Origin of the sequence: Curtobacterium sp. 458 (genome assembly GCF_030406605.1) — a bacterium.
In the GTDB taxonomy this organism is placed as follows: Bacteria; Actinomycetota; Actinomycetes; order Actinomycetales; family Microbacteriaceae; genus Curtobacterium.
On record NZ_CP129104.1, the window covers coordinates 2,681,120 to 2,699,075 of the forward strand.

General features: G+C 73.3%; 18 protein-coding genes and 1 pseudogene. 18 read left to right on the top strand and 1 reads right to left on the bottom strand.

The features are described 5' to 3' along the window. Positions 1-29 precede the first annotated feature (29 nt). The 7 genes from pyrF (at position 30) to QPJ90_RS13080 (ending at position 7,986) form a co-directional block, all read left to right on the top strand. Positions 30-908 (top strand): orotidine-5'-phosphate decarboxylase, encoded by an 879-nt coding sequence (pyrF, locus tag QPJ90_RS13050; RefSeq protein WP_290131621.1) that lies wholly within the window; start codon positions 30-32, stop codon positions 906-908. Further along, entirely contained in the window at positions 905-1,825 is a 921-nt protein-coding gene (gene gmk, locus QPJ90_RS13055; RefSeq protein WP_290131622.1) for a guanylate kinase, read from the top strand. Before pyrF ends, gmk begins: the two co-directional genes overlap by 4 nt. A gap of 35 nt (positions 1,826-1,860) precedes the next feature. Continuing rightward, the gene (gene rpoZ, locus QPJ90_RS13060) at positions 1,861-2,124 is read left to right on the top strand and encodes a DNA-directed RNA polymerase subunit omega (protein WP_022906709.1); all 264 of its coding nucleotides are present in this window, start codon (positions 1,861-1,863) and stop codon (positions 2,122-2,124) included. 5 nt (positions 2,125-2,129) lie between these two features. After that, entirely contained in the window at positions 2,130-3,344 is a 1,215-nt protein-coding gene (metK, locus tag QPJ90_RS13065) for a methionine adenosyltransferase (protein ID WP_290131623.1), read from the top strand. A 9-nt stretch (positions 3,345-3,353) separates the two neighbouring features. Next, positions 3,354-5,336, top strand: a complete 1,983-nt coding sequence (locus tag QPJ90_RS13070) for a primosomal protein N' (protein WP_290131624.1) — start codon at positions 3,354-3,356, stop codon at positions 5,334-5,336. A gap of 398 nt (positions 5,337-5,734) precedes the next feature. Continuing rightward, a complete protein-coding gene (gene tdh, locus QPJ90_RS13075; RefSeq protein ID WP_290134234.1) occupies positions 5,735-6,802 on the top strand; it encodes an L-threonine 3-dehydrogenase in 1,068 nt (355 codons plus the stop codon). Next, positions 6,802-7,986, top strand: a complete 1,185-nt coding sequence (locus tag QPJ90_RS13080; protein WP_290131625.1) for a glycine C-acetyltransferase — start codon at positions 6,802-6,804, stop codon at positions 7,984-7,986. The genes tdh and QPJ90_RS13080 overlap by 1 nt, the downstream gene beginning before the upstream one ends. 69 nt (positions 7,987-8,055) lie before the next feature. Here QPJ90_RS13080 and QPJ90_RS13085 read toward each other — a convergent pair whose 3' ends face one another. Beyond that, positions 8,056-8,511 carry a DUF4383 domain-containing protein gene (locus QPJ90_RS13085; protein ID WP_290131626.1) on the bottom strand — a complete coding sequence of 152 codons (456 nt, stop codon included), beginning with the start codon at positions 8,509-8,511 and terminating at the stop codon, positions 8,056-8,058. Positions 8,512-8,707: 196 nt separating this feature from the next. Here QPJ90_RS13085 and fmt point away from each other — a divergent pair, with 196 nt between their 5' ends. From fmt to trpC, 11 genes and pseudogenes are all read left to right on the top strand, one after another. Beyond that, entirely contained in the window at positions 8,708-9,643 is a 936-nt protein-coding gene (gene fmt / locus QPJ90_RS13090; RefSeq protein WP_290131627.1) for a methionyl-tRNA formyltransferase, read from the top strand. A gap of 53 nt (positions 9,644-9,696) precedes the next feature. After that, entirely contained in the window at positions 9,697-11,172 is a 1,476-nt protein-coding gene (locus tag QPJ90_RS13095; protein ID WP_290131628.1) for an RsmB/NOP family class I SAM-dependent RNA methyltransferase, read from the top strand. Between the two features lie 212 nt (positions 11,173-11,384). Then, positions 11,385-12,044: a ribulose-phosphate 3-epimerase gene (gene rpe, locus QPJ90_RS13100; protein ID WP_290131629.1), complete on the top strand. Its 660-nt coding sequence runs from the start codon at positions 11,385-11,387 to the stop codon at positions 12,042-12,044. An 80-nt stretch (positions 12,045-12,124) separates the two neighbouring features. Beyond that, the gene (locus tag QPJ90_RS13105; RefSeq protein ID WP_058726551.1) at positions 12,125-12,388 is read left to right on the top strand and encodes a phosphoribosyl-ATP diphosphatase; all 264 of its coding nucleotides are present in this window, start codon (positions 12,125-12,127) and stop codon (positions 12,386-12,388) included. 74 nt (positions 12,389-12,462) lie between these two features. Continuing rightward, positions 12,463-13,302, top strand: a complete 840-nt coding sequence (hisG, locus tag QPJ90_RS13110) for an ATP phosphoribosyltransferase (protein ID WP_290131630.1) — start codon at positions 12,463-12,465, stop codon at positions 13,300-13,302. Between the two features lie 59 nt (positions 13,303-13,361). After that, on the top strand, positions 13,362-14,105 hold the full coding sequence (gene hisF / locus QPJ90_RS13115; protein WP_290131631.1) for an imidazole glycerol phosphate synthase subunit HisF: 744 nt from the start codon (positions 13,362-13,364) through the stop codon (positions 14,103-14,105). A gap of 109 nt (positions 14,106-14,214) precedes the next feature. Beyond that, positions 14,215-14,598, top strand: a complete 384-nt coding sequence (gene hisI / locus QPJ90_RS13120) for a phosphoribosyl-AMP cyclohydrolase (RefSeq protein WP_290131632.1) — start codon at positions 14,215-14,217, stop codon at positions 14,596-14,598. Next, positions 14,595-16,118: pseudogene (locus tag QPJ90_RS13125) on the top strand (anthranilate synthase component I); the annotation flags it as partial. The gene hisI and the pseudogene QPJ90_RS13125, both read left to right, overlap by 4 nt. A 2-nt stretch (positions 16,119-16,120) precedes the next feature. Further along, complete coding sequence (locus QPJ90_RS13130; RefSeq protein WP_290131633.1) at positions 16,121-16,873, top strand: Trp biosynthesis-associated membrane protein; 753 nt, start codon at positions 16,121-16,123, stop codon at positions 16,871-16,873. Next, a complete protein-coding gene (locus QPJ90_RS13135; protein WP_290131634.1) occupies positions 16,860-17,099 on the top strand; it encodes an HGxxPAAW family protein in 240 nt (79 codons plus the stop codon). Before QPJ90_RS13130 ends, QPJ90_RS13135 begins: the two co-directional genes overlap by 14 nt. 16 nt (positions 17,100-17,115) lie before the next feature. Next, on the top strand, positions 17,116-17,898 hold the full coding sequence (trpC, locus tag QPJ90_RS13140; protein WP_290134235.1) for an indole-3-glycerol phosphate synthase TrpC: 783 nt from the start codon (positions 17,116-17,118) through the stop codon (positions 17,896-17,898). Positions 17,899-17,956 lie beyond the last annotated feature (58 nt).

Consider the following 17,956-nt stretch of genomic DNA (forward strand, 5'->3'; position numbering starts at 1 on the left):
CGGACCGACGCGCCAGCGGCGGTTCGGCCGTGCCGGTGGGGAGAGGCGCGCCCTCATTCGGCGTCCGGCTCGCGGCCGCCATGGCGTCGCGTTCCGCACTGTGCGTCGGCATCGACCCCCACGCCGCCACCCTGGCGGCGTGGGGGCTGGGCCGCGACGAGCAGGGCCTGACCGCCTTCGGGGCGACCCTCGTCGACGCGGCCGCCGGCCGCGCGGCGGTCGTGAAGCCGCAGATCGCGTTCTTCGAGGCCGCGGGGGTGCCGGGCTACCGTGCGCTCGACGCGACCCTGCGTCGGGCACGCGATGCGGGCCTCCTGGTCGTCGCCGACGTGAAGCGCGGCGACATCGGCAGCACCGGTGACGACTACGCGGAGGCCTGGGTCGACCGCGACGGGCCCTTCCGGGCCGACGCGATGACCGTGTCGCCGTACCTCGGCTACGGGTCGCTGCGCGGCACGATCGACACCGCCCGGGCGAACGGAGCCGGGGTCTTCGTGCTCGCGGCGACGAGCAACCCCGAGGCGCGCGTGCTGCAGACCGCGGTGCTCGCCGAGGGGCCGCGTGCCGGCCGGACCGTGGCGGCCGGTATCGTCGAGGACGTGGCAGACGACAACCAGAGCGCAGCCGAGCAGCCCCTCGGGGACGTCGGGCTGGTGCTCGGCGCGACCCTCGACCTCGACGACTTCGGGATCTCCGGCGACGACATCGGCACCGCGCCGGTGCTCGCGCCGGGCTTCGGTGCACAGGGTGCCCGCATCGAGGACCTCCGCTCGCTGTACGGCGCCCGCGCCGGGCAGGTGCTCGTGAACGAGTCGCGGGGCCTGCTCGTGGACGGCCCGGACGGCGTCGCCGCGCTCGTGGCCGACCGTGCCGACCGGATCGCCGCAGCGCTCGGAGCCGCCGCGTGACGGACGGTACCGACCGCGAGTCGCTCCCGGCCCACCGGAACCCGCCGGAGGTCGACCGTGTCGCCGCCGCGCAGGCCGCGGTGGCGGCGCGACGCGCCCGGGCCGCAGTGAAGGCCGCGATCGTCGCGGGGGAGCGGACGCCGCTCGAGGTCGCCCGTGCCGCGTGGTCCGACGAGGACGCCCCGGCGGAGAAGTCGCTCCGGGTCCGCGACCTCCTGACGTCGCTGCCCGGGATCGGCCCGGCGCGCGCGGACTCCGTGATGCAGACGCTGCGGATCGCGACCTCGAAGCGGCTCGGCGGGCTCGGTGTCCGACAGCGTTCGGCGCTGGCGGACTGGCTCGCCGCCCGCGGGCAGAAGCGCACGGCGTCGAAGCTCGTGGTGCTCGCCGGGCCGACGGCCGTCGGCAAGGGCACCGTCAGCGCGTACATCCGCGAGCACTTCCCGGACGTCAACCTGAGCGTGTCCGCGACGACCCGGAAGCCCCGCCCCGGCGAGGTCGACGGCGTGCACTACTACTTCGTGGACGACGCCGAGTTCGACAGGATGATCCGCGAGCGCGAGCTCCTCGAGTGGGCGACCGTGCACAACTCGTACCGCTACGGCACGCCCCGTCCGCCGATCGACCGCGCGCTCGACGCCGGCGACCGCGTGATGCTCGAGATCGACCTGCAGGGCGCCCGCCAGGTGAAGGACGCGATGCCCGAGGCGGTGCTGGTGTTCCTGCTACCGCCCACGTGGGAGGAACTGGTCCGCCGGCTCATCGGTCGCGGCACCGAGTCCGCCGAGGAACAGGCGCGCCGGCTCGAGACCGCGAAGGTCGAACTCGCCGCGCAGGACGAGTTCGACGTGAAGATCGTGAACTCCGATGTCAGCACCGCGGCAAACGAAGTCGTAGACTTGTTCACTGCGCCCTGACGGGCGACCGTATTCGTCCCTCGACAGGAGACACCATGGCCAACCCCCAGGGCATCATCGACCCGCCCATCGACGACCTGCTCGCCAAGGTCGAGTCGAAGTACGCGCTCGTGATCTTCGCGTCGAAGCGCGCCCGCCAGATCAACGACTACTACGCCGACCTGCACGAGGGCTCGCTCTTCGACAACGTCGGTCCGCTCGTCGACTCGACCATCGACGACAAGCCGCTCTCCGTCGCGCTCCACGAGATCAACGAGGACAAGCTGACGGTCACCAAGCAGCAGCAGCCCACCGACTGATCCCGGTGACGACGAGCAACCTGCGCCTCTTCACGTCCGAGTCGGTGACCGAGGGGCACCCCGACAAGATCTGCGACCAGATCTCGGACACCATCCTCGACGCCCTGCTCGAGGTCGACCCGCACGCGCGCGTCGCCGTCGAGACCATGGTGACGACGGGCCTCGTGCACGTCGCCGGTGAGGTCACCACCTCCGGCTACGTCGAGATCCCGAAGCTGGTCCGCGACGTGATCACGGGCATCGGGTACAACTCGTCCGAGGTCTCCTTCGACGGTCGCACCTGTGGCGTCGAGGTGTCGATCGGTGCGCAGTCCCCGGACATCGCGCAGGGCGTCGACGAGTCGCTCGACAGCCGCTCGGGTGCCGGCGTCGACCCGCTCGACCGCCAGGGTGCCGGCGACCAGGGCATCATGTTCGGCTTCGCGACGAACGAGACCCCCGAGTACATGCCCGTCGCCATCTGGCTCGCGCACCGGCTCGCCGAGCGTCTGGCCGCGGTCCGCAAGTCGGGCGAGCTGTCGTACCTCCGCCCGGACGGCAAGACGCAGGTGACGGTCGGGTACGACGGCGTGGTGCCGAAGACCGTCGAGACCGTCGTGCTCTCGACGCAGCACGCCCCGAGCGTCACGCTCGAGCAGCTCACCGCGGACGTCACGGAGCACGTGATCCGTCCGGTGCTCGCCCAGGTCGACCTCGATGCGTCGCACGTCGACGTCATCGTGAACCCGACCGGCCGCTTCGAGATCGGCGGTCCCCAGGGCGACGCGGGGCTCACCGGGCGCAAGGTCATCGTCGACACCTACGGCGGCGCCTCCCGGCACGGCGGCGGTGCCTTCTCGGGCAAGGACCCGTCGAAGGTCGACCGCTCGGCCGCGTACGCGCTCCGCTGGGTCGCGAAGAACGCCGTCGCCGCGGGCCTCGCCGACCGGCTCGAGGTCCAGGTCGCCTACGCGATCGGCCGTGCCAAGCCCGTCGGACTGTACGTCGAGTCCTTCGGGACCGGCCACGTCGACGACGCCACGATCGAGGCCGCGATCCTGCAGGTCTTCGACCTCCGGCCCGCCGCGATCATCCGCGACCTCGACCTCCTCAAGCCGCGCTACGCCACCACGGCGACGTACGGCCACTTCGGTCGTGACCTCCCCGGCTTCACCTGGGAACAGCTCGACCGCGTCGAGGAACTGCGCGCCGCGGCAGGACTCGTCCCCGCCACCGTCTAGCGGTCCCGCGTGACCACCGTCGCGCGCGTCGTCCTCGACTCGCCGCTCCCGCAGTTGGACCGTCTGTTCGACTACCGGGTGCCGAGCGAGCTCGAGGACGACTGCGTGCCCGGGGTCCGTGTGAAGGTCCCGCTCCGGACCGGTGCCCGGATGTCCGACGCCTACGTCGTCGAGGTCGTGTCCGAAGGGGACTGGCCCGGCGAGCTGAGCCAGGTCGAGGAGGTCCTCTCCCCGGTGCCGGTCTTGGCGCCGGAGATCTGGACACTCGCGCGCGCCGTCGCCGACCGCGCCGCCGGTGTCGCCTCCGACGTGCTCCGGCTCGCGGTGCCGACCCGTCAGGTCCGCGCCGAGAAGGCCTGGCTGGCCCGCGACACGTCGTGGTCGCCGGCGGTGGTCGAGCCCACCCCCGTCACCGGCTACGCCGAGGGCGCCCTGGAGGCACTGCTCGCCGACCACGGTCGGGCTGCGGTCGACGCCGTCCCCCACCCCGTCGACCTCGGCTCCGCCGACGAACCCGTCTGGGTGCCGGGATGGGCCGCGACGCTCGCGCAGGCAGCGTCGCAGGTCGTCGCCCGCGAGCAGTCGGCCGTGCTCGCGGTGCCCGACTTCCGCGACGTCACCGACCTGGAGCGGGCGCTCCTCGCCGTGCTGCCGCCCGAGCGTGTCGTCCGGTTCGACGCCAAGCAGACCAACGGGCAGCGGGCGAAGGCCCTCCTGCAGGCTCGGACGCACGCGGTGGTCGCGATCGGCAACCGTACGGCGCTGTTCGCGCCGGCGACCGAGCTCGGCCTCATCGCTATGTGGGACGACGGCGACGCCTCGTTCGTCGAGCCCCGGGCACCGTACGTGCACTCCCGGGACGTCGCGCTCGTCCGCACCGCGCAGTCCGGCGCCGCGCTCCTGTTCCTCGCGCACGCCCGCTCGACCGACGTGCAACGGCTCGTCGAACTGCACTGGCTGCAGGAGGTCGCACCGTACCGGGTGCCGACGCCGAAGGTGGTCCCGACCGCGCAGCAGGCGAGCGCCGAGGGCTTCGCCGCGCAGGCACGCATCCCGAGCACGGCGTGGCGAGCTGCTCGTGAGGCCAGCCAGCACGGGCCGGTGCTCGTCCAGGTCGCGAACCCGGGCTTCGGTACCGGGCTCGTCTGTGCCGACTGCGGCGAGCGTGCGCACTGCCGGGTGTGCGGGGGACCGCTCGGCAGCCCGCACCGGAACGCGACGCCGCAGTGCCGGTTCTGCGGTGCGCTCGCAGTCGGGTTCCGCTGTCCGACGTGCGGCGGCGGGAAGCTCAAGCCGGTCGGGCAGGGGGCGCAGCGCACCGCCGACGAGCTCGGTCGCGCGTTCCCCGGCACGAGGATCGTGGTCGCCGACGGCTCCCGGCCGCTCGACGAGGTGCCGGCCCGCCCCGCGGTGGTCGTCGCGACCCGAGGTGCGGAGCCGAGCGTGCCCGGCGGGTACGCGTGCGTGCTGCTCCTCGACGGCGAGCGGCTGCTGGCCCGCGAGGGACTCCGGGTGCAGGAGGACGTCCTGCGGTTCTGGACGAACGCCGCGGCGAAGGGCGCACCCGGCGCCGAGGTCTACCTCGTCGGCATCGGCGGGCGACTCGCGACGGCGATGGCGACGTGGCGGCTCGACGGTCCTGCGCACGACGAGTTGGCCGACCGCCGCGAGCTGCACTTCCCGCCGGCGGTCCGCGTCGCGACGCTCACCGGGACGGACGAGGCCGTGACGGCCGCGGTCGAGGCCCTCGGCGACGCCACGGCTGGCCCCGTCCTCGGCCCGGTGCCCGTCGAGGGCGACCCGGTGCCCGGGACCGTCCGGGCGATCGTGCGGTTCCCGTACGCGCACGGTGCGGAGGTCGCGGCGACGCTCAAGGCCGAGGTGATCCGGCGCTCGTCGACCCGGCGGGTCCTCCCGGGTGGCAACCGTCGTCGTGCGGCGCCGACGCTGCGCGTGCGGCTCGACGACGCCGAGCCCTTCACCGAGGTCTGACCGGCGCGGCCACGGCCCCGCGGTGCTGCGTCCCGTCGCTGTCGAACGATCCGGTCGTCGTCGTACGACAGCGGTGCCCTCGTTCTTTGCACGCGCAACGATCGGCGCCGGCGTTCGTGCACGCGCCACGGAGCGGCGATGTCGCTCCGTGCACGCGCCGCGATCCGCGCGGGCGCCTCGCGGGACCCGACCCACCGACGGGCGCGCCGTGCGTGGCGGGGCTGAGCCGTGCCTCCCGGCCGGTGCCGGACGCGACGAGCACCCGGCCCCGCGCACCCGGCGCCGCGCACCCCGCGCCCCGCGCCCCGCGCGAGCCGACCTGTGGGAGGCTGGATGACGGTGGCCACGAACCACCGCCGAACACATCACACGCACGACGAAGTGACGAGGTGACGCCGATGCGGGCGCTCTACAAGCCGGACGCGGGTCCGGGTCTGACCATGACCGACCGGCCGGTGCCGGAACCGACGGAGGACGAGGTCCTCATCCGGGTCCTCCGTACCGGGATCTGCGGGACGGACCTGCACATCCAGCGGTGGGACGACTGGGCGGCGTCGGCGGTGACCGCACCGCTCGTCCCCGGCCACGAGTTCTTCGGCGAGGTCGTCGAGGTCGGTGCCGGCGTGCGGGACGTCGCCGTCGGGGACCTCGTGTCCGGCGAGGGCCACATCGTCTGCGGCACCTGCCGCAACTGCCGGGCCGGTCGCCGACAGATGTGCATCCGGACGAAGGGCCTCGGGGTGCAGCGCGACGGCGCGTTCGCGGAGTACCTCACGCTGCCGGGCACGAACGTGTGGGTGCACCACGGGCCCGTCGAGCCAGAGGTCGGTGCGCTCTTCGACCCGCTCGGCAACGCGGTCCACACGGCGCTCGCGTTCCCGCTCGTCGGCGAGGACGTCGTGGTCGCCGGGTGCGGCCCGATCGGCCTCATGGCGATCGCGGTCGCTCGCCACGCCGGCGCACGGTTCGTCGTCGGCACGGACGTCAGCCCGAACCGGCTCCGGATGGCGGAGCAGATGGGCGCCGACCTCGGCGTCGACGTCCGAGGTGACGGTGTGCACGCTGACGGCGCTGCCGCGCTCCGCGCAGCGCAGGGGCGACTCGGCATGCGCGAGGGGTTCGACGTCGGCTTCGAGATGTCGGGTGCACCCACCGCGCTGCCCGCACTCGTCGAGAACATGAACCACGGCGGACGGATCGCGATGCTCGGGCTCCCGAGCGGGCCGATCGCGGTCGACTGGGGCAAGGTCGTCACGCACATGCTCACCGTGAAGGGCATCTACGGCCGTGAGATGTTCGAGACGTGGCAGGCGATGAGCTCCATGCTGCAGACGAGTGCGGTGCTGCGGGACCGCATCGGCTCGATCGTGTCGGCGCGCTACCCGGCGCGCGACTGGGAGGCAGCGTTCGCCGCGGCGGCGAGCGCGGACGGCGGCAAGGTCGTCATCGACTGGACGGAGCACTGATGTACGGCGCGATCAAGGACCACCTGACGACGGAGCTCGCGGGCATCGAGGACGCGGGCCTCACGAAGCGGGAGCGCGGCATCGCCGGTCCGCAGCGGGCGGCGATCGAGGCGGACGGCACCGACCTGCTGAACTTCTGCGCGAACAACTACCTCGGGCTCGCGGACTCGACGGACCTCGTCGACGCTGCGAAGGACGCCCTCGACCGGTGGGGGTACGGGATGGCCAGCGTGCGCTTCATCTGCGGCACGCAGGACCTGCACCTCGACCTCGAGCGGCGGGTGGCGGGGTTCCTCGGCACCGAGGCGGCGATCCTGTACTCGTCGTGCTTCGACGCGAACGGCGGCCTCTTCGAGGTGCTGCTCGGCCCCGACGACGCGATCATCTCGGACGAGCTGAACCACGCGTCGATCATCGACGGCATCCGGCTCTCGAAGGCGCAGCGGTTCCGGTACCGGAACCGGGACACGGCCGACCTGGAGGCACAGCTCGCCGCCGCCTCGTCGGCTCGCTTCCGTGCGGTGGTCACCGACGGCGTCTTCTCGATGGACGGGTCGATCGCGCCGCTCGCCGAGATCTGCGACCTCGCCGAGCGGTACGACGCCCTCGTCATCGTCGACGACTCGCACGCGGTCGGGTTCGTCGGCGAGCACGGCCGGGGGACACCCGAGCTCTGCGGCGTCGCCGACCGGGTCGACGTGTACACGGGGACGTTCGGCAAGGCGCTCGGCGGGGCGTCGGGCGGCTACGTGGCGTCACGGCGGGAGATCGTCGACCTGCTGCGGCAGCGGTCGCGCCCGTACCTGTTCTCGAACTCCCTGGCGCCGGTCATCGCCGCGGGGACGGTCGCCGCGCTGGACCTCGTCGAGCGCTCGGACGACGCCCGGGCACGGCTCGCCGCGAACGCCCGGACGTTCCGGTCCCTGATGGCCGACGCCGGCTTCGAGCTGCTGCCGGGGGAGCACCCGATCGTGCCCGTGATGTTCCACGACGCCGCCCGCACGGCGCGGATCGCGGACGAGATGCAGGCGCAGGGTGTCTACGTGACGGCGTTCAGCTACCCGGTGGTGCCGAAGGGGCGTGCGCGGATCCGGGTGCAACTGTCGGCGGCGCACACCGAGGAGCAGGTGCGGCGGTGCGTCGACGCGTTCGTGGCGGCACGGGACGCCGTCGGACCGGCCTGACGCGTCGACGGCCCCGGGAGCTGCTCGCTCCCGGGGCCGTCGTGGACGAGGCGGACCTGTCGGACCCGGTCAGGGCCCGACCGGCCGCCGACGCTCGCGCGGGAACACGATCCCGAGCGCCACCATGCCGACCGCGAGCACGAGGTGCAGCCAGTTGTCCGCCCAGTTCAGCGGCACGAAGTTCGCGCCGGACATCGTGCCCGCGGTGAAGAGGCCGTAGACCCACAGCACGAAGTAGACGAGCCCGCCGATGACGAGGTACATCCGGGAGCCCGTCGGGTAGCGCGCCGCGAGCAGCCCCACGACGCCGAACAGCAGGTGCACGACGTTGTGCAGGACCGAGACCTGGAAGATCCCGAGCAGCATCGCCATCGAGCCGTGGCCGGCCCCGGCGAGGTCGCCCGACGTGAGCCCCGGGACGAACCCGGCGATGCCGACGAGCAGGAACACGATGCCGACGACGAGCGCGGTCTTCTGGATGCTCGAGCCGGCGTAGCGGTCGGTGGACGTGGTGACGTCGGACATGGTGCCTCCCTGGTTCGGCGTGTCCCCGACCGTACGCACCGGGTGGACGCCTCGTTCCACGTCCGCGCAGCCGGGACACGTCGGCGTGGGAGACTCGTCGACCCCGCCGACCCTCCGCGACCAGTGGTCGTGACCAGCCGCGCGCGCACCGCACGAGCGTGACGTCCGCCTGCGAGGCCGTGGGACGATGGACCCCATGCGTCTCGTCGTCGCCGGCAGCCCCGCTGCGGCCGTCCCCACCCTCCGCCGACTCGCGGCGTCCGACCACGAGATCGTCGCGGTGCTCACCCGCCCCGCGACACCGCAGGGTCGCAAGCGGGTCCTGACGCCGACGCCGGTCGCGCGGGTCGCCGCGGAACTCGGTCTGCCGGTGATCGAGGCGTCCCGGGTCGACGACGAGGTCACGGCCGAGCTCGCCGCGCTGGAGCCTGACCTCGGCGTGATCGTCGCCTACGGCGCGCTCCTCCGCCGTCCCGCGCTCGACACCCCGCGGCTCGGCTGGGTGAACCTGCACTTCTCCGACCTGCCGGCGTACCGCGGCGCCGCGCCCGTCCAGCGTGCGGTGATGGCCGGCGACACGGACACGGCCGCCACGGTGTTCCAGCTCGTCGAGGCCCTCGACGCCGGCCCCGTGTACGCGTCGGAGCCGTTCACGATCGACCCCGACGCGACGAGCGGTGACGTCCTCGCCGCGATGGCGGAGACCGGTGCCGAGGTCGTCGCACGGGTCGTCGACGACCTCGCGGCCGGCACCGCGGTCGCCACCGAGCAGACCGGCGACGTCACCCTCGCACCCAAGCCCACGGCCGAGGACGCGCACGTCCGCTTCGACGAGCCCGCCGTCCACGTCCACGCACGGATCCGTGGCGTCACGCCGGAGCCCGGCGCGTTCGCGCACCTCGGCGAGACGCGCGTCAAGCTGCTCCGCAGCGCGCTGCAGCCGGGAGGCACGCCCTCCTCCGCCCCGCACCTCGCGCCCGGCGCGCTCGGCCTGGTCGACGGCCGGCTGCTGGTCGGCACGGCCGACGACCCGCTCGTGCTCACCGAGGTGCAGCCCGCCGGCAAGAAGGCGATGGACGCCGCAGCCTGGGCCCGGGGGCTCGGCCAGCTCGACGGGAAGGTCCTCGCATGAACGCCGCCGGAGCTCAGCGCAGCCGGGGACCGCGTCCGACGTCGGCCCGGCGGGTGGCGTACGACGTCCTCCGCGCCGTGCAGGTCGACGACGCGTACGCCAACCTCCTGCTGCCCGCCCGGATCCGCCGTGCCGGGCTCGCCGCGCGCGACGCTGCGTTCGCGACCGAGCTCACCTACGGGTCGATCCGGATGCTCGGCCGCTACGACGCGATCGTCGGCATCGCGTCCGGCCGTCGGGTCGAGAACATCGAGGCCGACGTCCTCGACGTGATGCGCCTCGGCACCCACCAGCTGCTCGGCATGCGCACCCCGACGCACGCCGCCGTCTCCGCGACGGTCGAGCTCGCCCGCGAGGTCGGCGCCCGCCGCGCCACCGGCTTCGTCAACGCCGTGCTGCGGAAGGTCGCCGCGCGGACCGACGCCGAGTGGGACGCCGCGATCACCGAGGGCCGCGGCGGCGATGCGCTCCTGGCGACGCGCTGGTCCCACCCGACGTGGGTCGTGTCGGCGCTGCGGGACGCGCTCGCCGCCGAGCGGTCCCGGGACGAGCTCGCGGCCTTGCTCGCGGCCGACAACGTCGCACCGCGGGTGCAGCTCGCGGCGCTCCCCGGGCTCGCGACGGACGACGAGGTCGCCACCGCGACCGGGTCGCACGGCGATGCGGCCGACCCGATCGACGGCGCTGCCGTGGACGGCGGCGACGCGGTGGACGGGACCGACGACGTGCCGGCGGCCGAAGACGCGACCGGCACCGTGCCTCCCGTCCGGCCTGACGCCGACCTGCTCCCCGTCTCGCCCACCGGCATCCGCGGCGTGTCCGGTGACCCCGCCCGCGTGCCGGGTGTCGCCGCCGGCCGGCTCCGCGTGCAGGACGAGGGCTCGCAGCTCGCCGCCCTCGCGCTCAGCCGGTCGTCCGCCGTGCGACCGGGGGAGCGGTGGCTCGACATGTGCGCCGGGCCCGGTGGCAAGGCGGCGCTGCTCGCCGCGGAGGCAGCCGTCGGCGGCGCGCACCTCGTCGCGAACGAACTCGTACCGGCGCGGGCCGGGCTCGTGCGGAAGGCCCTCGCGGGCTTCGGCGACGGCGTGACCGTGGTCGAGGGCGACGGGCGACGCTTCGGTCGGGACGGTGCGGGCGTGCAGTACGACCGCGTCCTGCTCGACGCCCCCTGCACCGGGCTCGGGGCGCTCCGACGTCGACCCGAGGCGCGGTGGCGCAAGCAGCCCGAGGACGTCCCGGAGCTCGCCGCGCTCCAGGCCGAGCTGCTCGACGCTGCCGTCCGCGTCCTCGCGCCGGGCGGGACCCTGGCGTACGTCACGTGTTCGCCGCACCTCGCGGAGACGCGCGGTCAGGTCGACGCCGTGCTCGAACGCCACCCCGGCGTGCTCGAGCAGCTCGACACCGCGGGCATCGTGCGGACGGTGGCCGTGCGGGACCCGCAGGTGGCGGACGGTGCGGTCGCGCAGCTGTGGCCGCACCGGATCGGCACCGACGCCATGTTCGTCGCGCTGTTCCGCCGCGTGGGCTGAGGCGCGCAGCCGCCCGGCGCCGGGGGCGCCGACCGCTGAGGACCGACACGTCCGCCGTCGTACGACGTCGGTGGTGTCGTCCGTTGCGCGTGCGGACCACGCGCGCGCAGAACGAACGACACGTCCGTCGTCGTACGACGTCCACGGTGTCGTCCGACAGCGGCGTCGCTCGACGAGCATCCCTGTCCGACGGCCGCCGGTAGGGTTGCCGGGTGACGATCCGCATCTCGCCGAGCATCCTGTCCGCCGACTTCGCGAACCTCGAGCGGGAGCTCCACCGCATCGAGACCGCCGACATGGTGCACGTCGACGTGATGGACAACCACTTCGTGCCGAACCTGACGCTCGGCCTGCCGATCGTGCAGCGCCTGCAGGAGGTCTCCCCGGTGCCGCTCGACGTGCACCTCATGATCACCGACGCCGACACCGAGGCGCCGAAGTACGCCGAGACCGGGGCGTCCAGCGTGACGTTCCACTTCGAGGCAGCCACCGACCCGGTCGCCACCGCCGCGGCCATCCGGTCGAACGGCGCCCGTGCCGCCGTCGCGGTGAAGCCCGGCACCCCGATCACGCAGGTGCTCCACCACCTCGACGCGTACGACATGGTCCTGCTCATGACCGTCGAGCCCGGGTTCGGCGGCCAGTCGTTCATGCCGTCCGTGATGCCGAAGCTGGCGGACGCGCGGGCCGCGGTCGACGCCTCCGGCCTCGACGTCTGGCTCGAGGTGGACGGGGGCATCGCGGTGGACACCGTGCCCGAGGCGGTCCGCAGCGGCGCCGACACGCTCGTCGCGGGGTCGGCCGTCTACGGCGGCGAGCCGGCGCAGCGCATCGCGGACCTCCGCGGAGCCGCGGCAGCAGCCCGATCGTGACCGACGTGGACGACGCGACCCGTGCCTCCCGTCCGGACGGTGCGGTCGGCGAGGCGACGCAGGACGGTAGCCTGGTCCCCGTGAAGACGTTCGACGACCTGTTCGCGGAGCTGACCGAGAAGGCGCGCACGCGCCCCGAGGGCTCCGGCACCGTCGCCGAACTGGACGCCGGCGTGCACCAGATCGGCAAGAAGATCGTGGAAGAGGCAGCCGAGGTCTGGATGGCGGCCGAGTACGAGGGCGACGAGCGCACCTCGGAGGAGATCTCGCAGCTGATCTACCACCTCCAGGTGCTCATGGTCGCGAAGGGACTCACCCCGGCGGACGTCTGGCGACATCTGTAGGACGCACTCCGCGCCCACGGGCGTGGTCCGCACCCGACAGCAGTCACCGACCTCCTCCAGAAAGCAGACCTCTGATGCTCCGCATCGCCGTGCCCAACAAGGGCTCACTGTCCGAGACCGCCTCCGAGATGCTCCGGGAGGCCGGGTACGCCGGTCGCCGCGACCCGAAGGCGCTCCACCTCATCGACGAGCGGAACGGGGTCGAGTTCTTCTTCCTCCGTCCGCGTGACATCGCGACCTACGTCGGCTCGGGCGCGCTCGACGTCGGCATCACCGGCCGCGACCTGCTGCTCGACTCCGGGTCCGAGGCGCACGAGGTCGACGCGCTCGACTTCGCCGGCTCGACGTTCCGGTTCGCCGGGGCACCGGGGCGGTTCGGTTCGCTCCAGGACCTCGAGGGCGTGCGGGTGGCGACGAGCTACCCCGGCCTCGTGGGCGACTTCCTCGCGAAGCACGGTGTCACCGCGACGCTCGTGAAGCTCGACGGCGCGGTCGAGAGCGCGGTCCGACTCGGGGTCGCCGACGCCGTCGCGGACGTGGTCTCGACGGGCAGCACGCTGCGGCAGGCCGGGCTCGAGATCTTCGGGCCGGTCATCCTCGAGTCGACCGCCGTCCTCATCGCCACCGACGAGGCCCGCCCGGGCATCGACGTCCTCCGCCGACGCCTGCACGGCGTCCTCGTGGCGCGGGGCTACGTCATGCTCGACTACGACATCCCGACGTCACTCGTGCCCGACGCCACCGCGATCGCCTCCGGCATGGAGTCCCCGACGGTGTCGCCCCTGCACGGTCGGGACTGGTCGGCGGTGCGCGTGATGATCCCGCGCTCGGACATGAACCAGATCATGGACTCGCTGTACGAGCTCGGCGCCCGGGCGATCCTGGTCAGCTCGATCCACGCGGCACGCTTGTGAACGCCGCGGTGTCCGGCGCGTCGGGGACCCCGGCTCGCGAGGGCGGCGTAGCGGTCCGTGTGATCCCGTGCCTCGACGTCCAGGGCGGTCGCGTCGTGAAGGGCGTGAACTTCCTCGACCTGCAGGACGCCGGCGACCCCGTCGAGCTCGCGGCCCGGTACTACGAGCAGGGCGCCGACGAGCTGACGTTCCTCGACGTCGGTGCCACGGTCGAGAACCGCGCGACGATGTACGACACGGTCACCCGAACGGCCGAGCAGGTCTTCATCCCGCTCACGGTCGGCGGCGGCGTCCGGAGCGTCGACGACGTCGCGCGCCTGCAGCAGTGCGGTGCCGACAAGATCGGTGTGAACAGCGCCGCGATCGCCCGCCCGGAGCTCGTCGGCGAGATCGCCGACCGCTTCGGCGCGCAGGCGGTCGTGTTGTCGCTCGACATCAAGCGTTCCGACCGGATGCCGTCCGGCTTCGTGGTCACCACGCACGGCGGTCGCACCGAGTCCGACCTCGACGCGATCGCTTGGGCGCGCGAAGCGGTGGAGCGCGGTGCGGGGGAACTCCTCGTCAACTCCATCGACGCCGACGGCACGAAGAACGGGTTCGACCTCGAGCTCGTCGCCGCCGTGCGCGCCGTCGCGTCGGTCCCGGTGATCGCCTCGGGTGGCGCCGGTCACCTCGACCACTTCGCCCCGGCCGTCGAGGCGGGAGCCGACGCGGTCCTCGCCGCGAGCGTCTTCCACCGCGGCGAGATGACGATCGGCGACGTCAAGGCGGCGCTGCGCGCCGCGGGCGAACTCGTCCGCTGAGCCGACCCGCTGACGGACGGGAGGCCCGTGGCGGCGTCGCCACGGGCCTCCCGTCCGGTCCTCCACGCTCCGCGTGACGCTCCGCGGCACGCCGTAGGCTAGGAACCTCATGACCGACAGCACCAGCGCAAGCACCGACGCGGTCCTCGACCGCGTGCGATTCGGTGCGGACGGCCTGCTCCCCGCCATCGTGCAGGAGGAAACGTCGAGGGACGTCCTCATGCTCGGGTACATGGACCGGGAAGCCCTCCGCCGCACCCTGACCGAGGGGCGGGTGACCTTCTGGTCCCGCTCGCGGCAGGAGTACTGGCGCAAGGGCGACACCTCCGGGCACGCGCAGTACGTGCGTGCCGCGGCGCTCGACTGCGACGACGACACCCTGCTCGTGACCGTGCAGCAGGTCGGTGCCGCGTGCCACACGGGCGCGCACGCCTGCTTCGACGTCGATCCGCTCTCGCCCGTCACGGCGACCGCTCCGGAGGCCTCCCGATGACCGACCAGCCGCACTCCACCCGGCGCGAGGAGTTCGACGGACTCCTCGCCGACCACCGCGTCGTACCCGTGGTCCGCGCGCTCTTCGCCGACAGCGAGACCCCGGTCGGCGTCTACCGCAAGCTCGCCGACGGCCGACCGGGGTCGTTCCTGCTCGAGTCCGCCGGGCAGGGCGGCCTGTGGTCGCGCTGGTCCTTCGTCGGCGTGCGGAGCTTCGGTGTGCTCACCCAGGACGACGACCGTGCCGTCTGGATCGACACCGGCATCCCCGCCTCGCGTGCGGTCGACTCGCTCGACGGCGCGCCGCTCGACGTCCTCGCCCGGCTCCACGAGCGGTGGGCGACCCCGCGCGTCCCCGGTACGCCGCCGCTCGTCGGCGGGACCGTCGGGTTCATCGGGTGGGAGGCCGTCCGACAGCTGGAACACCTGCCGAACGTGCCCGCGGCCGACTTCGACGTGCCGGGGCAGGCCCTGGCGTTCGTGTCCGAGCTGGCCGCGCTCGACCACCGCACGGGGCTCGTCCTGCTCGTCGCGAGCGTGCTCAACGACGGTGAGGACGACGCCGACGCGATGTGGTCGGACGCCCAGGCCCGGCTCGACCGGATGCAGGCCGACCTCGTCCAGCCGACGGTCGCGACCGTGGCCGAGGCCTTCGACATCGCCGAACCGACCCCCTCACACCGGTCGACCCCGGACGAGTACATGGCCGCGGTGCAGCGCTCGAAGGAGTTCATCCGCGACGGCGACGTCTTCCAGGTGGTCATCTCGCAGCGCTTCGACCACGAGGTCACCGCGGACCCGCTCGACGTCTACCGCGTCCTGCGGACGCTGAACCCGAGCCCGTACATGTACTTCCTCGCGCTCCGCGACACCCACGACGACCCGTTCTGGATCGTCGGCGCGTCACCGGAGGCACTGGTGAAGGTGCAGGCCGGCCGGGCGATCACCCACCCGATCGCCGGGTCACGCCCACGTGGTGCGACGCCGGAGGAGGACGTCCGCTTCGGTGAGGACCTCCTCGAGGACCCGAAGGAGCGCGCGGAGCACCTCATGCTCGTGGACCTCGCGCGCAACGACCTGCAGAAGGTGTGCGAGCCCGGCACCGTCGCGGTGACCGAGTTCATGACCGTCGAGCGGTTCAGCCACATCATGCACCTCGTGTCGAGCGTCGAGGGTGCCGTGCGCCCGGACGCCTCGGCGATCGACGTGTTCCGGGCGACGTTCCCCGCCGGGACGCTGTCGGGGGCACCGAAGCCGCGCGCGCTCGAGATCATCGACGAGCTGGAGCCGGCCAAGCGGGGCGCGTACGCCGGGGTCGTGGGCTACTTCGACTTCGCGGGTGACGCCGACCTCGCGATCGCCATCCGGACCGCGATGATCCAGGACGGCGTCGCACGGGTGCAGGCCGGAGCCGGCCTCGTCGCCGACTCGGACCCGGCGACCGAGCACACGGAGACCGTCAACAAGGCTGCGGCGCCGCTGCGCGCGGTCGCGACGGCGAACCGGATGCGCGAGGTGCGGTCGTGACCCTCCGGCGCTCCCGTCCGCTCGTCGTGGTCGCCGGGTTGCTGGTCGCCGGCGTCGTGATGCTGTCGTGGACCCAGACGTGGTTCACGGTGCACCTGCGCGCGGGGTCGGCCGTGGTCGCGACCGTGACCGCCGACGGGTCGAAGACCGTGCCGCAGTACACCGCGCTCGCGATCGCCAGCCTGGCGCTGTTCCTCGCGTTGACGATCGCGGGACGGGTGCTGCGGGTCGTGCTCGCCGTGGTCGAGGTGCTCCTCGGCGTCGCCGTCGTGGTCACCGGGGCGTCCGCGCTCCGTGACCCGGTCGCGTCCGCCCGTGCGGCGATCGGCGAGGTCGCGGGGGTGAGCGACCTCGCCGGTGTCCGGCGTGTCGTGTCCTCGGTGGACGTCACGGCGTGGCCCGCGGTGGGGATCGCCGGCGGCGTGCTGGCGGTGGTGCTCGGGATCGTCGTGCTGTTCGTGCAGCGCGCGTGGCCGGGGCCGAGCCGCAAGTACGGCGCGGCGACCGCGGGCGCGGCTGCGGACGCACGTGCCACCGCGACGCAGCGCGATGCCGTGACCGACTGGGACGACCTGTCGGCCGGCACGGACCCGACCGACCCGTCCGCCGACGGTCCGCACGGCACTGACCGCAAGCCGTCCGCCGACGGCGAGCGTGCCGGGACCGCCACGGTCGACGCGGTAGGGTTGGAACACGGCGATCGACCGACGACGCCGGAGCAGAACGAGGAGCACCGTGAGCAACACTGAGCCCGCAGAACTCGGCGAGGGCCACTCGCCGGCAGCCTGGACGGCCGTCGTCATCATGCTGATCGGTTTCGCGGCTGGGACGCTCTTCTTCTGGTTCGACCAGCCGATCGGCGTGTGGATCTCCGCCGCGGTCGTGGTCGTCGGCCTCGTCGTCGGCGCCGTCATGGCGAAGGCCGGCTACGGCGTCAACGGCCCGAAGTTCGTCCCGAAGCACCACGGCGAGTAGTCCGACCATGCCGAACGTGCTCGAGACCCTCGTGGCGGGCGCGCTCGAGGACGCGGCCGCCCGTCGCGCCGACCGTCCCTACGCGGACGTCGAACGCGACCTCGACCGGGTGGCGTCGCCCCTCGACGCGCTGACGTTCCTCGCCCCCGGCGACGACGTCAAGATCCTCGCCGAGGTCAAGCGTGCGAGCCCGTCCCGCGGCTCGATGGCCCCGATCGCCGACCCCGCGGCCCTCGCCGCGGAGTACGAACGTGGCGGTGCGTCCACGATCAGCGTCCTGACCGAGGGCCGGAAGTTCCTCGGCAGCCTGGCAGATCTCGAGGCCGTCAAGGCCCGGGTGGGCGTGCCCGTCCTGCGCAAGGACTTCATCGCCGACCCGTACCAGGTCGTCGAGGCGCGGGCTGCCGGTGCCGACGTCGTGCTGCTCATCGTGGCGGCCCTCGAGCAGGCGCGGCTCGTCGAGCTGCACGGCCTGGCCGAGGAGCTCGGGATGCGCGTGCTGGTGGAGGCACACTCCGCCGACGAGGTCTCGCGTGGTCTCGACGCCGGTGCCCGCATCCTCGGCGTCAACGCCCGGGACCTCACCGACTTCTCGCTCGACCGCGACCTGTTCGGCTCGCTCGCCGACCGCATCCCCGACGGTGTGGTCCGCGTCGCCGAGTCCGCCGTCGCCGGTCCCGCCGACGTCGCGCACTACCGTTCCGCCGGTGCCGACGTCGTCCTGGTGGGGGAGGCGCTCGTCACGGGCGACGACCCCGCCGCCACGCTCGCGTCGTTCATCGCCGCCGCCCGGTCCTGACACCGGACGGGCGGGCACCGAGACGACGTCCGGCTCCCGGGGACCGTCGACCCCCGGC

Coding starts and splice junctions, on each gene's coding strand:
- hisG (WP_290131630.1), top strand. CDS start 12,463: ATGCTCCGCATCGCCGTGCCCAACAAGGGCTCACTGTCCGAGACCGCC.
- QPJ90_RS13080 (WP_290131625.1), top strand. CDS start 6,802: ATGTACGGCGCGATCAAGGACCACCTGACGACGGAGCTCGCGGGCATC.
- hisI (WP_290131632.1), top strand. CDS start 14,215: ATGACCGACAGCACCAGCGCAAGCACCGACGCGGTCCTCGACCGCGTG.
- QPJ90_RS13085 (WP_290131626.1), bottom strand. CDS start 8,511: ATGTCCGACGTCACCACGTCCACCGACCGCTACGCCGGCTCGAGCATC.
- fmt (WP_290131627.1), top strand. CDS start 8,708: ATGCGTCTCGTCGTCGCCGGCAGCCCCGCTGCGGCCGTCCCCACCCTC.
- tdh (WP_290134234.1), top strand. CDS start 5,735: ATGCGGGCGCTCTACAAGCCGGACGCGGGTCCGGGTCTGACCATGACC.
- rpoZ (WP_022906709.1), top strand. CDS start 1,861: ATGGCCAACCCCCAGGGCATCATCGACCCGCCCATCGACGACCTGCTC.